The organism is Novosphingobium meiothermophilum (assembly GCF_003171715.1).
In the GTDB taxonomy this organism is placed as follows: Bacteria; Pseudomonadota; Alphaproteobacteria; order Sphingomonadales; family Sphingomonadaceae; genus Novosphingobium; species Novosphingobium meiothermophilum.
The window spans coordinates 399,279-412,616 of the sequence record NZ_QGHL01000007.1; the positions used below are offsets into that span (position 1 = coordinate 399,279).

At 63.7% G+C, this 13,338-nt stretch carries 13 protein-coding genes; 7 read left to right on the forward strand and 6 right to left on the reverse strand.

All coding sequences use genetic code 11. The features are described from left to right. Positions 1 to 51: 51 nt before the first annotated feature. Positions 52 to 270: a hypothetical protein gene (locus DKM43_RS06040; protein ID WP_109797548.1), complete on the forward strand. Its 219-nt coding sequence runs from the start codon at positions 52 to 54 to the stop codon at positions 268 to 270. 37 nt (positions 271 to 307) lie between these two features. Here the strand turns inward: DKM43_RS06040 and DKM43_RS06045 are convergent, their stop codons facing one another. Further along, complete coding sequence (locus DKM43_RS06045; RefSeq protein WP_201739797.1) at positions 308 to 1,846, reverse strand: CpaF family protein; 1,539 nt, start codon at positions 1,844 to 1,846, stop codon at positions 308 to 310. A 214-nt stretch (positions 1,847 to 2,060) separates the two neighbouring features. Between DKM43_RS06045 and DKM43_RS06050 the strand changes: the two genes are divergently transcribed. Further along, positions 2,061 to 2,942 carry a DMT family transporter gene (locus tag DKM43_RS06050; RefSeq protein WP_109797549.1) on the forward strand — a complete coding sequence of 294 codons (882 nt, stop codon included), beginning with the start codon at positions 2,061 to 2,063 and terminating at the stop codon, positions 2,940 to 2,942. 12 nt (positions 2,943 to 2,954) lie between these two features. Here DKM43_RS06050 and DKM43_RS06055 read toward each other — a convergent pair whose 3' ends face one another. From DKM43_RS06055 to DKM43_RS06075, 5 genes are read right to left on the reverse strand one after another with little or no spacing between them, the layout of a single operon-like run. Further along, complete coding sequence (locus tag DKM43_RS06055; protein WP_109797550.1) at positions 2,955 to 3,797, reverse strand: HAD-IIA family hydrolase; 843 nt, start codon at positions 3,795 to 3,797, stop codon at positions 2,955 to 2,957. Then, positions 3,794 to 5,266 (reverse strand): biotin carboxyl carrier protein, encoded by a 1,473-nt coding sequence (locus tag DKM43_RS06060; protein ID WP_109797551.1) that lies wholly within the window; start codon positions 5,264 to 5,266, stop codon positions 3,794 to 3,796. Before DKM43_RS06060 ends, DKM43_RS06055 begins: the two co-directional genes overlap by 4 nt. Continuing rightward, positions 5,263 to 6,597, reverse strand: coding sequence for an acetyl-CoA carboxylase biotin carboxylase subunit (locus DKM43_RS06065; RefSeq protein ID WP_109797552.1), 1,335 nt, complete (start codon positions 6,595 to 6,597; stop codon positions 5,263 to 5,265). The genes DKM43_RS06060 and DKM43_RS06065 overlap by 4 nt, the downstream gene beginning before the upstream one ends. A gap of 48 nt (positions 6,598 to 6,645) precedes the next feature. Further along, the gene (locus tag DKM43_RS06070; protein ID WP_109797553.1) at positions 6,646 to 7,101 is read right to left on the reverse strand and encodes an acetyl-CoA carboxylase biotin carboxyl carrier protein; all 456 of its coding nucleotides are present in this window, start codon (positions 7,099 to 7,101) and stop codon (positions 6,646 to 6,648) included. 7 nt (positions 7,102 to 7,108) lie between these two features. Continuing rightward, on the reverse strand, positions 7,109 to 8,341 hold the full coding sequence (locus DKM43_RS06075; RefSeq protein WP_109797554.1) for a Tm-1-like ATP-binding domain-containing protein: 1,233 nt from the start codon (positions 8,339 to 8,341) through the stop codon (positions 7,109 to 7,111). Positions 8,342 to 8,475: 134 nt separating this feature from the next. On the opposite strand from DKM43_RS06075, the gene DKM43_RS06080 reads away from it, so the two are divergent. The 5 genes from DKM43_RS06080 to DKM43_RS06100 all read left to right on the forward strand — a co-directional run bounded on the left by DKM43_RS06080 (position 8,476) and on the right by DKM43_RS06100 (position 13,231). Further along, entirely contained in the window at positions 8,476 to 9,276 is an 801-nt protein-coding gene (locus tag DKM43_RS06080) for an IclR family transcriptional regulator domain-containing protein (RefSeq protein WP_109797555.1), read from the forward strand. A gap of 68 nt (positions 9,277 to 9,344) precedes the next feature. Further along, positions 9,345 to 10,376, forward strand: coding sequence for a zinc-dependent alcohol dehydrogenase family protein (locus DKM43_RS06085; protein WP_236632414.1), 1,032 nt, complete (start codon positions 9,345 to 9,347; stop codon positions 10,374 to 10,376). A gap of 56 nt (positions 10,377 to 10,432) precedes the next feature. After that, positions 10,433 to 10,978 carry a VOC family protein gene (locus DKM43_RS06090; protein WP_109797556.1) on the forward strand — a complete coding sequence of 182 codons (546 nt, stop codon included), beginning with the start codon at positions 10,433 to 10,435 and terminating at the stop codon, positions 10,976 to 10,978. 38 nt (positions 10,979 to 11,016) lie between these two features. After that, positions 11,017 to 12,258 carry an MFS transporter gene (locus DKM43_RS06095; protein ID WP_109797557.1) on the forward strand — a complete coding sequence of 414 codons (1,242 nt, stop codon included), beginning with the start codon at positions 11,017 to 11,019 and terminating at the stop codon, positions 12,256 to 12,258. Positions 12,259 to 12,289: 31 nt separating this feature from the next. Continuing rightward, complete coding sequence (locus DKM43_RS06100) at positions 12,290 to 13,231, forward strand: helix-turn-helix domain-containing protein (protein WP_109797558.1); 942 nt, start codon at positions 12,290 to 12,292, stop codon at positions 13,229 to 13,231. Positions 13,232 to 13,338: the final 107 nt, after the last annotated feature.

Here is a 13,338-nt window from a genome sequence, read left to right on the forward strand (position 1 = left end):
ATAGGGCCTTGGGGCTTGCGATCAACCCCTTCGTTGCCCATCTGCGCGGTGATGGAAGACTGGTTCGCCCGGATATGGCAGTTTCACCTTGCAGCGGGCAGTTTGGCCCTGGCGCTTGCGATACTGGCCGGGTGGGCCGATCGGCGCAGGCTGCGGCGCACCAACCTTGATGCAGTTGGCTTCATGCCATGGACGGTGATCTACCTCGTGTCCTTTTTGGCGGCCTGCGTGCTGATCGGCCTTGCCGCGCGCGAATGGTTTGCGGCCTGACGCCCTTTGCGGGGCGAAGAACACGCGGTGACAGCGATCAGAGACAGGCTTCGAGGTAGGCCTGATCGAAGCCGAACTGGCGTGCCTTTTCAAGCGTGTAAGGGCGGAGGCCCGACGAGCGGAACTCGCCGATGATCTTGCCGTCGTCGGTCTCGTCGAGATACTCGAACTTGAACAGTTCCTGCGTCACGATCACATCGCCTTCCATCCCGATCACCTCGGTGATGTTGGTGGTGCGTCGCGAGCCATCGCGCAGGCGCTTGACCTGAACGATGATGTCGACGGATTCCGCGATCTGGCGGCTGATGGCCTCCTTGGGGATCTTGATGTCGCCCATCATGATCATGTTTTCCATACGGCCAAGGCATTCGCGCGGGCTGTTGGCGTGAAGCGTGCACATCGAACCATCGTGGCCGGTGTTCATGGCTGCCAGCAGGTCGAAGCATTCCGCGCCGCGGATTTCGCCAAGGATGATACGATCGGGACGCATGCGCAGGGCGTTTTTCACCAGATCGCCGATGGTGATTGCGCCTTGCCCTTCAAGGTTCGGCGGGCGCGTTTCAAGCGGCAACCAGTGCGGCTGCTGGAGGCGCAGTTCGGCCGCGTCTTCGATCGTCAGCACACGCTCGCCCGGATCGATCATCTTCGACAGGGCATTGAGCATGGTGGTCTTGCCCGAACCGGTGCCGCCCGAAATGACGATGTTCATGCGGCAGGCTCCCGCGATCTTGAGCGCGGTGCACATCTTGTCCGACATCGAGCCGAAATCGCGCAGCATGTCGAGCGTGATCGGCTTTTCGGAGAACTTGCGGATCGAGATGGCAGTGCCGCGCAAGGACAGCGGCGGCACGATCACGTTGACGCGGCTGCCATCCTTGAGGCGCGCGTCGGCCAGTGGCGTCGTCTGGTCGACACGGCGGCCAACCTGATTGACGATGCGCTGCGCGATCTGGAAGAGGTGGCTTTCATCGCGGAATCGGATCGGCGCGAGCTGGAGCTTGCCCTTTTTTTCGATATAGGTCTGCTCAGGCCCGTTGACCATGATATCCGAAACATCGGGATCGTTGAGCAGCTCTTCCAGCGGACCGAAGCCGAGCAGTTCGTCGATCAACACCTTTTCGAGCGCAAACTGCTCGCGCCGGTTGAGCGTGACTTTCAGTTCGGCCAGCACTTCAAGGATGATCGGTCGGAACTCTTCGGAAAGTTCATCCTTGGTCAGCGTGGCCGCCGCTTCCGGGTCGACCCGTTCGAGAAGACGCGGGAGAACCTGTTCCTTGATCTTGTGGACCGAGGCTTCGAACCCTTCGGCCTGATAATTGCCTTCGGCAACGCCATTGGCGCGGTCGGCAAGACGGGTGAGCGCATCAGCCTTCAGGGCTGCGGCATTGGCTGCGCCATCATTGCTGTCGAAGGCCGGAAGCGGCGGGAACTGTTCGCCTCCCATCGGCATAGGCACGGGCGCGGCAGGCGTGGCCGGTGGTTCGGTTGCACGCATCGGGCGCGCCACGCCGAACGATGGACGCGATCCACCGCCCATGGTTCCGGCCATTCCCGTCTTTCGCCCGAACGCGCTCATCCAATGACCCCAATTCGCTGCATAATGCCATATCGTCAGGCGTCGTGCCGATCCTTGCGGACGGGTTCTTCGCCGATGCTTCACCATTCCTATCCAGAAATCGTTCAAGGATTCCTAACGGCTGACCATCGAAGGCTTTGGCAATCCGGCGACAGGGATGCTAGCGCACGCACCAGCATTCCCAGGGGGGGAATCCGGACAGGAAGCGGCAGAATTGTCGGAGAACAACAGATCGGGCCTGCTTCTGGCCTTGGGTGGTTTCGCGCTCCTTTCGGCAGGAGACGTGCTGGTCAAGAGCATGGCAGGCGCATGGCCTGGTTCGGCCATTGGCGCGCTGCGCTATGTCATCGGCGCCATTGGCCTGGGTGCGATCCTGCTGGTGCGGGAAGGGCGCGCGGGCTTTGCACTGCCGCACTGGCCTTGGCAGGTCCTGCGGGGTTTCAGCGTGGCGGTTTCCGCCGTTGCCGCATTCACCGCCATGCACCTCATGCCGATTGGCGAAGCGACAGCAATTTCCTTTACCAGTCCTATGATTACCGCGCTTCTGGCGGCGCTTTTGCTGCATGAGCCATTGCGGCGGCAGACGTGGATTGCCAGCGCCATGGCCTTTGGCGGCGTGTTGCTGATCCTTCGGCCCAATTTCGCCCTCCTTGGGTGGGTTGCGCTTCTGCCGATGATTGCGGCCTGCGGCATGGCGCTGCTGATGATCGCCAACCGCAAGGTGGCAGGAACGGGCAGCGTCCTGTCGATGCAGTTCAACGTGGCGGCCATCGGTGCGGCCTTTCTGTGCGTGGCCGCTTTTGCCGGGCATTACAGCGGCATCGCGTTGTTTCATGTGCCACCCCTGCCGGTTGCGGTTCTGGCGAAGTCGGCCGTGATCGCCGTCAGCGCAAGCACCGCGCACGCGCTGATCTACCTTGCCACGACGCGCACCGGAGCGGCGGCAATAGCGCCGATGACCTATGTCCAGCTGCTGATGGCCGGAGGCTTCGGGTGGGCCTTGTTTGGCGAAAGGCCCGATCTGCTTTCGGCCCTTGGCGCCACGATGATCGTGGCGGCAGGGCTTTACCTGTGGCGGTCGATGAAACCGTCCTGATGGCGCGCTCCGTCAGAGCGCCTGAAGCAGCGGTTCAAGATCGGCAAGCAGCACCGAGGGGCGATCCTTTTCGGGAAGCGCAGCATCGCTCCCAATGATGCCCGTCGCCAGACCGACCGACATGGCCCCCACGGCATTGGCCATGCGCATCTCAAGCGCAGGATCATCACCCACGACCACCATGTCCTTCGCTGCCGATCGGGGCAGGCCCATGACCTTCATCGCGGTGTCGAAGGCCACCTTCGATGGCTTTCCGAGAATGCGAGGGCGCTTGCGCGTCATGGCGGTGAGCATGGCGTTGATCGGAAAGCTCGCGCCGATGGCACGGCCGTTCTCGGTCGCGAAAAAGGGCACATTGCTGGCCGTAACCAGACGCGCGCCGTTCCACAGCGAATGACAGGCCGCTTCCAGCGCGCTGAAATCGAACTCGCGGAACCAGCCGGTATAGACCGCTTCCACGCCATCGGCTGCCTGCGATGGACCCACCACGTCGAGTCCGGCATCGATCAGGGGCGCGGCGCATCCCGGATTGCCAAGCACGCGCACCTTGCCCGTGCCTGTCTCGCCCAGCCAAGCCGCTGCCGAGGAGGAAGGAGTGAGCATCTGGCTGTCATCAAGCGCAAAGCCCGCATTGCGCAGCGATTGTGCATAGGCCGCGGGAGGCTTGGCCGTGCCATTGGTGAACACGACGAATGGCCTGCCGCTGGCCCTCAGCGCTTCGAGTACGGCAATGGCGTGGGGCAGGGCGCGATGGCCCCCGCTCTTGGCATCGCCGAGCGCGATAGTGCCGTCCATGTCGAAGATGAAGCCGGCTGCGCCGCGCAGGCGCGCCTTTGTCTGGGGCGTAAGGGTCAAAGTGATGCTCCGGCATGGAGTGCGAGGCGGAAGCCTTCGCGCTCGATCACGATGTCGCGCGCAGTCGGTCTTGCGGCGAGCTGGCGCAGCAACGAAAGAATGGGGGCCGCCTGCGGCGAGTAGGTTGCGCGCGAAGGTCCGGCGGCAAGCATGGCATCGACCTGTTCGGCCGGCATGACCGCACGCAGCAGGAACTCCTCATCAGGCATGTCTGAGCCGAACTGGCGGCGCAGGTCGGAAAGCGCCGGAAAGGTCGGCTCCTTTTCCAGCTCGCGCGCGCGGGGGCGGTCCATGATGGTTGCCAGAACCTGCGGATCGACGGGAGAAGTGGGCTTGCCGAACTTGCCCATGCAATAGCGGATGACCTGATCGGATACCTGTCCGTAGCGGCGCTCTCCAATGACGTTGAACAGGGCCTGCGTCATGACCATTTGCGGGAAGGGCGTGACCATGATCGGATAGCCAAGGTCCGCGCGGACCTGCCCGGTTTCGTTGATGACGGCTTCCATCCGGTCTGAGAGGCCCAGCTCCTCAAGCTGCCGGGCAATCGTGGTCATCACTCCCCCGGCGATCTGGTGGCGCAGGAAGCTGGCATCGAAGTTCTGCGGCCTGCCCGGCGGCAGTCCTTCGGCCAGTGCGACATTCTGCCAGTAGGTGGTGAGCCGTTTGAGTGCAGCCTTGTCGATTCCGACTTCAAAGCCCGCTTCCTCAAGGTTGGCAACCATGCGGTTCGCCTCTGGCAGCGAGGAACCATCGCCGCCGGGGCCGACGCCCACATGAATTGCGGAGATGCCAAGTTTAGCCGCCTCAAGGCTGGCGAGCATTCCCTGACCGACCGTGGTGTGGGCATGGATTTCAAGCGGGCGGTCGCCGATGGCCGCCTTCACCGCCGGGACCAGCGTGCGTGCGCGGTCCATCGAGAGAAGCCCTGCCGGATCCTTGATGTAGAACAGGTCGATGTGCGGGCTTTGCCCGACCGCGCGGGCAAAATCGGCATAGAACTGGTCGGTGTGTATTTCCGAAAGGGTGAAGGTCAGCGCGGCCATGACCTCGGCCTTGCCTTCCTCCTTCACCAAACGCGCTGCCTCGATCACGGCGGGCACTTCATGCATCGGATCGAGCAGCACGAAACGGCCCACGCCGTTGCGCTGGAGCGCGCGATAGACCAGCCGCATGAACTCCGGATCGGCCTGCTGCCATGCGATGAAGCGCAGGCCCGTGGTGATGAACTGGAGCGGTGTTGACGGCATGGCGGCGGCCATGCGGCGCAGGCGCTCCCACGGATTGTTGCGGAAATAGCGGACCGCAACGGCCATGTGGCTCGACGAGGTGAAATCGATGGCGCGAAAGCCGCATGCCTCGGTCAGGGCCGCGGCCTGGAGCATGTGTGCGGTGTTCAGGCCCGTGGCGCCCCACAGGCTTTGATTGCCATCGCGCATGGTGACATCGACGAGACGGATCTGGGTCATTGGCCAAGTCCTTCGAGAAACCCGGTATCGACGCCGCCAGCGATGAAGCGCGGATCGGCAATGATCCGGCGGTGCAGCGGCGCGGTGGTCGGCATCCCTTCTATGTGCAGCGCCGCCAGCGCCTTGCCGAGGCGGTGGACCGCCTCTTCGCGTGTCTCGCCATGGACGATGAGCTTGCCCATCAGGGAATCATAGAACGGCGGCACCTCTCCGCCCACGCTGATGTGGGTATCGACGCGCACGCCTTCACCGGCGGGCCAGGCCGCGCGGCCCGCGCGCCCCGGCGATGGGCGGAAACCGGCATCGGGATCTTCCGCATTGATCCGCACTTCGATGGCATGTCCATGCGGGCGCACCATGTCCTGCGTCAGCGTGAGCGGCTTGCCCATGGCGACCAGCAGCTGCTGCTCCACCAGGTCCACGCCGGTGATCGCTTCGGTGACCGGATGCTCCACCTGAATGCGGGCGTTGAGTTCAAGGAAATAGAACGAGAAATCATCTGCATCGACAAGGAATTCGGCCGTGCCTGCGCCCCGATAGCCAAGGTGCCTTGCGAGGCGGACGGCTGCCTGTTCGATACCCTCGCGTGCCGCCAGCGGCATGGCGGGGGCAGGTGCTTCTTCCACCAGTTTCTGGAAGCGGCGCTGGATGGAGCAATCGCGCGTGCCAAGGTGAATGGCGTTTGTGCCATCTCCCAGAACCTGCACTTCGACATGGCGACCGCGCGCGACGAAGCGTTCGACATAGACCGCGCTGTTGCCGAATGCGGCCTGCGCTTCGGCTTGCGCCATGTCGAGTGCGGCGTCGAGGTCTTGCGCCCGGTCGACCCGGCGCATGCCCTTGCCGCCGCCGCCCGCCACGGCCTTGAGCAACAGCGGGAAGCCGGTTTGCGCCGCACGGGCATGAACTGCCTCTCGCGTTTGTGCAGCACCGCCCGGCAGGACCGGCAGACCGGCCTCGACTGCAAGCGCGCGGGCGGCCAGCTTGTCGCCCATGCCTTCGAGCGTCGAAATGGCAGGGCCGACGAACCGCAATCCGGCGCTCTCCACGGCGCGGGCGAAAGCGGCATTCTCGGACAGGAACCCATAGCCCGGATGGACCGCATCGCAGCCAGCCCGCACTGCGGCATCAACAACCCTTTCGATCGCCAGATAGCTTTGCGGCGAAGGACCGGGGCCAACAGTGACGGCGTGATCGGCAAGGCGCGCCGGAAGCGAGCCGGCATCGGCTTCGGACACGGCCAGCACGGTTTCAATCCCCATGCGCGATGCAGTGCGGATCACGCGGAGCGCAATCTCTCCGCGGTTGGCGATGAACAGTTTGCGGATCATGGTTTTACCAGTCTTTGCAGGCCCGTGGCCGGGTGGGCGCCGCGCGGCTCAAGAGAGCCTCACGAGTGCAGCCCCCTTGGGCACGAGCGTGCCATCGGGCACGAGGATTTCCGCGACCTTGCCACTGCGCCCAGCATGCACCGGGTTCATCAGCTTCATGGTCTCGACAATGCCGATCACCGTTTCCGGGCCCACCGCATCGCCGGGCCTGACAAAGGGCGGAGCGCCGGGTTGCGGTGCATGATAGAAGGTGCCGGGCAGTGGAGAGCAAATCGCATCGGGATCGGCGGCGACCGCGTCGCCAGCCTCGGTGGCGGCCTCGCCCATGGCACCTGCCCACTGCCATTCCTGCGTTATTGCCGGTTCACCTTGCGGACCATCGGCTTTGCCCACCCGCAGCCGGAAACGGCGCGTGGCAAGATCAAGCTCGCGGTAGCCCGACTTTTCGAGGATGGCCGCGATCTCGGCGATGTCCTCATGGCTGAGCGGAAGATCTTCGGTCATGGCGCAATCAGTTCCTTGCGGCCAGCATCTCGCGCGCAGCGGCAATCACCGCGTCGGAGAAGGCTTCGTCGTTGAAGTGTGCATCCACGGCCATTACCGGGACGCCTTCGGGCATCACTCTGGCGAGATAGTCGGCAAAAGGGGCGGGGACGCTGGTGTCCTGAATGTGCCCGGCCGCGCTGTCGTGGCTGGAAAAGCCGCCGAGCGGGGTGAAGACGCGCACAGGCCCTTTGGCTTCGCGCACATTCGCGGCCAGATGATCGGCAAGGCGCTTCAGATCATCGATCGTGGTGCGCACCGCGGTCAGCTGCGGATTGTGCTTGTGGTAGCGCCGACCGGGAAACTGCGCCTGGGCCACATCGAAGGGGCCGCCAACGATGAAATCGGCATTGCCGGGCGCAAGGATCGTGGGAATCCCCTTGGCCAGCGCGGCCTTGCCGCGATCCGGCCCTGCATCGGCAAGGCCGCCAAGCAGATGATCGAGGATTTCGGTCTGCGACAGGTCAAGCACGAGCGCGACATCCTTGTCGGCCGCCAGACAGTCGAGCGTGGGTCCGCCAGCGCCCGACGAATGAAACACCATGACCTCGCAGCCGTCCGCCTCAAGGGCCTGCCGGATGCGCTTCACGCTGGCCTCGGTGGTGCCCAGCGTGGTGACGAGAACGAGCGGCCTGTCCGGCCCCTTGTCGCGGTCATAGCCTTTGGCCATGCCCGCCACCGCATTGGCGGCGTTGCGGAAGACATCGCGGCTGATGGTGTTGATGCCGGAGATGTCAGTCACCGCGTTCATCATCGCGATGTCCTTCACGCCCATGTAGGGCTTGGTGAAGCCGGATGCCATCGTGGAGACGATCAGCTTGGGCAGGCCATAGGGGAAACTTTGCATGACCGCGCCCGCCAGCGCCGAACCCATCGACCCGCCAACAGCAAGGATGCCTGACAGTGGCGAGTGCGCGTCCCATTCATGCGCGGCCACCAGTGCGCCCCGGATCATCGCGTCCTGACACTTGCCCTCATGGCCGAGCGCGCGCACCTCCTCGATGGTCATGCCCGCCGCTTGTGCGACCATTTCCGGCGAGATTTCGGCGCCGCCCACAGTGCGCCGGACACTGGGATCGAGATGGATCACCCTCACGCCCGCCGCTTCGAGCGCGGCACGGGTGAAGCGGGCTTCCTCTTCCTTGGTATCCTGCGTGCAGATGAACAGGACGCTGGGAGCGTCTGCTGGGGCTTGGGGCATCGTCGATTTCCTCTCCTTGGCCTTATTGCTGCGATACTGCGGTTGACTTTGCACCAGTGTTTCGGGATTTTGCGTTGCATGAGGTGAAACGCAGATTTCACCGAGTCCGTTCGGGACTCTTCCGGAGAGGTGCCATGCTGGACCGCAGGGTCAAAACCGTTCGCGCGCTTGAACGCGGGCTGGATGTGCTGATCGAGGTGCAGACGCGCAAGGCCGCGAGCCTGCACGAACTCCACCTTGCCACCGGTCTGCCCAAGGCCACCCTGCTGCGCATGCTGGTCACGCTCGGCCAGAAGGGTCTGGTCTGGCAGCGCCTTGCCGATGGCGCCTATCTTCCGCACGTCGATCGTGTTGAGCGCGCATCGGCCATGTCGGCGGCCCAGATTGCCGAAGTGGCATCACCCTACATGAAAGCCCTTTCCACCAAGGTGGCCTGGCCTTCCGTGCTTGCAGCGCCGCGGCTCGATCACATGGAGATCATTGAAACCAACAGCCCGCTGTTCCGTCTGGATTCGGCGGTGCTTGGGCCTGTCGGGGTCAAGCTTTCCTATATCCACACCGCCACGGGCCGCGCCTATCTGGCGGCATGCAGCGATGCCGAGCGCGATGCCATCATCGACCGGCTGCGGCCGGCCAATGCAGCCGAAGGCAGCGAGGAGGAACTGCGGCAGGTGCTGCGCAATGTGCGCCAGCGCGGCTATGCCACCCGCGATCCCCTGTTGCCCTGGCCGGACCGTTCAAAACAGCTGGTGTTGCGCGACGGTCGGCGCTCGATGGCCGTGCCGATCCTCGTGCGCGGCTCGCCAATCGCGACGATCAACGTGACATGGCCGGGGCGGCGCGGAGCCGATGAAGCCGTTGTCCAACGTCATCTCGAAGCGCTGAAGGCAACGGCACGGGCAATTGCGGGCGCATTGGAGCAGTCCATGACTTAAGTTTCACTGGATGAAATCAGTTTGTCTCGCTGATTAATTGTTGGGGCCAAATAGGGGATGCTCGGCGCATGGGAGATGAGACGCACATGCGCCGATGGATCATAACGGCAGGATCAACGTCGCTTGACGGCCTGCGCCTAGAGCGGGCCGAGCAGCCCCGGCCGGGGCCGGGCGAAGTTCTTGTAAAAGTGCGGGCATGCTCGCTCAACTATCGCGATCAGGCGATCCCGCTTGGTCTCTACCTTGGCGGCGTGGTGCAGGCCGATACGGTGCCGTTGTCCGACGGTGCCGGTGAAATTGCAGCACTTGGCGAAGGCGTAACTGGGCTTGCCGTTGGCGACCGGGTTGCCGGCATCTTCTTTCAGGGCTGGATGGATGGTCCGCCCAATCCGGGCATGGGCGCGGCCCTTGGCGCTCCGCCTGCGCCGGGCATGTTGCAGGATTATGTGGTTCTCCCCGCGCATGGCGTGGTGAAGCTGGCAACGACGCTCGATTTCGTCGAGGCCGCATGTCTGCCCTGCGCCGGAGTGACGGCGTGGAATGCTTTGATGGAAGGGCCGCGCCCCGTCAGGGCCGGAGATAGCGTGCTGGTTCTGGGCACGGGCGGGGTTTCGCTGCTTGCCTTGCAGATTGCCAAGGCCGCGGGCGCAACGGTGATCGCCACTTCCTCCTCCGATGAAAAGCTGGAGCGGGTTAAGGCTCTGGGTGCGGACCACGTCATCAATTACCGCACCACGCCCGAATGGGGCGCACAGGCAGCGCACCTTGCAGGCGGCGGTGTTGACAAGGTGGTCGAAGTCGGCGGAGCCGGCACGCTCAAGCAATCGATCATTGCCGTGGGTTTTGCCGGAGAGATCGCCCTGATCGGCGTGCTGACCCGCGAGGGCGACACCAACCCGCATGGGTTGATGTTCAAGGGCGCGTCAATCCGGGGCATTTTCGTCGGCTCGAAGGGCATGGCCGAGCGTCTCAACGCCTTCGTCGACAGCCATGGCATCAAGCCCGTTGTCGACAAGGTTTTTGATATGGAGGACGCGCTTGCCGCCTATGCCTATCAGTCATCGGCAGCATTGTTTGGAAAAGTGGCAATAACGCTCTAGAAACAATCAAGCGGCGCCACCAGCCACAGATAGGCGGGGTGCAGGAGAGGAACAGCATGGGGCAAGTGCTTGGCTTTGGCCAGCCAATGGGCGGTATCATCCAGACGGCATTCGTGGTCGAGGATGTTCATGCCTCGATCGCGCATTTCCAGCGGGATTGCGGGGCGGGGCCATTCTTCCTGCTCGACCATTTCCTTGGTCCGGATCAGTTCTATCGGGGTGCGCCGTCAACTGCCGACGTGGCGATTGCCATGGGATTTGCAGGCCACATGCAGATCGAACTGATCCAGCCGCTGGATGAAAACCCTTCGGTTTATCGCGAAACGATCGAACAGCGCGGCTACGGCTTCCATCACTTCGGTATCGCCTGCGCGGATGTCGATGATGCGCTCGCTGCCTATGAAGCGCGCGGCTATGCGCTGGCCTTCAAAGCCGCCGTGCCGACCGGCGGGAGCGTCGCCTATCTTGAAGGCGGGAGCGCTGCGGCGCCCGGATTTGTTGAACTGATCCCTGCAACGCCGGGGATGGACGCGCATTTCACCTCCATGTGGCAGGCAGCGCAGGGCTGGGACGGAACCGATCCGGTCCGCCCGTTCATCTGACCATCGTTCGAAGCAGCAGGAAGGGCAGAGTGACAGCAATGAGCGAAGGCCAGCCAAGCAGCCGAGGCTACCAGATCTGGGTTACGGCCCTGCTCAGTCTCAATTTCGGGATACTGTTCTTTGATCGCAATGCGCTCAACTTCCTGATGCCATTCGTGCAGCCGGATCTGAAGCTGTCGAACACGCAGGTCGGCATGTTCAGTTCCGCGCTTTCACTCACCTGGGCGTTGTCCGGTCTTTTTGTCGGGCGGATTTCAGACAAGCTGGGATCGCGCAAGCCCGTCATCGTGGTGGCAACAATTGCCTTTTGCGTCTGCTCGTTCATATCCGGCCTTGCTTCCTCTTTCCTGATGCTGCTGGGCGCGCGCCTGCTCATGGGCGCGGCCGAGGGCGGGGTCATGCCGGTCAGCCACTCGATGATCGTGGCAGAGGTGGCGCCCGAACGGCGCGGACTGGCAATGGGCGTAGCGCAGAACCTTGGTTCGAACCTGCTGGGTTCGGGGCTTGCGCCCATCCTGCTGGTGCCGGTTGCCATGGCGGTAGGCTGGCGCACGGGCTTCTATCTCGCGGCGCTGCCCGGCCTCGTCACTGCGGCGCTGATCTGGTTCACCCTGCGCGAACCTCCTGCCGAGGTGCATGATGCAGCCGCCCCCAAGGTTACGCTGCGCGAGGCATTTGCGCATCGCAATGTCGTGCTTTGCGCGCTCATTTCGATCCTGCTCGTTGCCTATCTGGTCGTCTGCTGGGCGTTTATGCCGCTTTTTCTGACCAGCATTCGCGGCTTCGATCCCGAAACGATGGGCTGGCTCATGGCAACGCTGGGAATCTCTGCGGGGCTGGGCAGCTTCGTCGTTCCGGCAATCTCCGATGTGATCGGACGGCGGCCGGTGATGATCTTCTTTGCGTTTCTTGGCGTCATCCTGCCGCTGGGCGGCCTGTATTATCAGGGTTCGGTCTGGGTGCTCGCGGCCATCTTCTTTTTCGGGTGGGGGCTGAATGGCCTGTTCCCGATGTTCATGGCGACCATTCCGGCGGAATCGGTTGACCCGCGCCTGACGGCGACACTCACCGGGGTGGTGATGGGAACGGGCGAGGTGCTGGGCGGGGTTCTTGCACCGTTTCTCGCAGGGGCGCTCGCAGATGTTTACGGGCTTGCGGCGCCGCTCTGGCTGATGGCCTGTTGCGCCCTGCTTTCCGGAGCGCTGGCGCTTGGTCTCATTGAATCCGCGCCGCGCGTGGTCGCACGGCGCGCGGCACCGGCATTGGCGATCGGGGCCTGAACCGACGGACTACGACGATGGGAGAAGAACCATGGGTGCGCTTCTCAAGTTCCATACCGGAGACGTTGCCCCGCAGGAGCGGGCAAGATACTGGAACGAGATTGCCGACCGGGTGTTTACCGGGACTTTCGTGAACGTGCCGGGCGAGGAGTTCGCCGGCCGGATGCTGGCCTGGCGGGTGGGCGATCTCGACATGATCCGCACTGACTCCACGCGGTCGGGCGTCGGGCGCACCCCGCTTCCCCAGGACGAGGAGCGGCTTATCCTGCATTTGCAGTGCCGGGGCAGCAGCGAGCATTCGCAGGGGCGCTCGCACTGCGCGCTGGAACCGGGCGACTTCGTGCTGGCCAGTCCGCACGATTCCTACTCGATCCAGTTGACCGGGCACGAGATGCTGGTCGTCGAGTTCCCGCGCGCGCCGCTGGTTGATCGCTTTCCCGGCGTTGACGATGCCCTGATGCAACGCATGTGCGGGGCTACGCCGGGCGGGCGCGTGTTCCATGATTTCCTGCTTTCGCTGTGGCAGCAGGGCGAACGGGCCGGCGAGGATCCCGAATGGGAGAGCGGGGTCAACGCCGTCTTCTATGATCTTGCAGCCATGGCCATGCGCGGTGCCCAGCGGCCGCACGCGGGACAGGGTGATGCCGATATGCGGCGGCGTATCGTCGCCATGGTTTCGGCCAATCTTGAAGACCCGGCACTGCGCACCGCGTCGATCGCGGATGCCTGCAATGTTTCGGTTCGCACGGTGCAGAACGTTTTCGCCGCCATGGGAACCACGCCATCGGCCTATATCCTTGAACAGCGGCTTCGCCGCGCGGCGGACCGCCTCATGGCGCGCCCGGATGCCAGCATTACCGAAATAGCGTTTGAACTGGGGTTCAACGACAGCGCCTATTTCACCCGCTGCTTCCGCCAGCATTTCGGAGCTGCCCCGCGAGACTGGCGTCTGGGCAAAACGAAAGAACTTTGAATCATGGCTTTGCCGCGCATCACGGCTGTTGCGCGGCAGTCCTGATCGGTTTGCGCGCCAGTGCAAGCCGCGCGTCTTGGCCAAGGGTAAAACCTCTGCATTGGGCC

Bases quoted from the DNA above. Each gene is read 5' to 3' on its own strand.
- DKM43_RS06040 (WP_109797548.1), top strand. From the start codon at position 52: ATGGAAGACTGGTTCGCCCGGATATGGCAGTTTCACCTTGCAGCGGGC.
- DKM43_RS06045 (WP_201739797.1), bottom strand. From the start codon at position 1,846: ATGAGCGCGTTCGGGCGAAAGACGGGAATGGCCGGAACCATGGGCGGT.
- DKM43_RS06060 (WP_109797551.1), bottom strand. From the start codon at position 5,266: ATGACCCAGATCCGTCTCGTCGATGTCACCATGCGCGATGGCAATCAA.
- DKM43_RS06065 (WP_109797552.1), bottom strand. From the start codon at position 6,597: ATGATCCGCAAACTGTTCATCGCCAACCGCGGAGAGATTGCGCTCCGC.
- DKM43_RS06070 (WP_109797553.1), bottom strand. From the start codon at position 7,101: ATGACCGAAGATCTTCCGCTCAGCCATGAGGACATCGCCGAGATCGCG.
- DKM43_RS06075 (WP_109797554.1), bottom strand. From the start codon at position 8,341: ATGCCCCAAGCCCCAGCAGACGCTCCCAGCGTCCTGTTCATCTGCACG.
- DKM43_RS06080 (WP_109797555.1), top strand. From the start codon at position 8,476: ATGCTGGACCGCAGGGTCAAAACCGTTCGCGCGCTTGAACGCGGGCTG.
- DKM43_RS06085 (WP_236632414.1), top strand. From the start codon at position 9,345: ATGGGAGATGAGACGCACATGCGCCGATGGATCATAACGGCAGGATCA.
- DKM43_RS06090 (WP_109797556.1), top strand. From the start codon at position 10,433: ATGGGGCAAGTGCTTGGCTTTGGCCAGCCAATGGGCGGTATCATCCAG.
- DKM43_RS06095 (WP_109797557.1), top strand. From the start codon at position 11,017: ATGAGCGAAGGCCAGCCAAGCAGCCGAGGCTACCAGATCTGGGTTACG.
- DKM43_RS06100 (WP_109797558.1), top strand. From the start codon at position 12,290: ATGGGTGCGCTTCTCAAGTTCCATACCGGAGACGTTGCCCCGCAGGAG.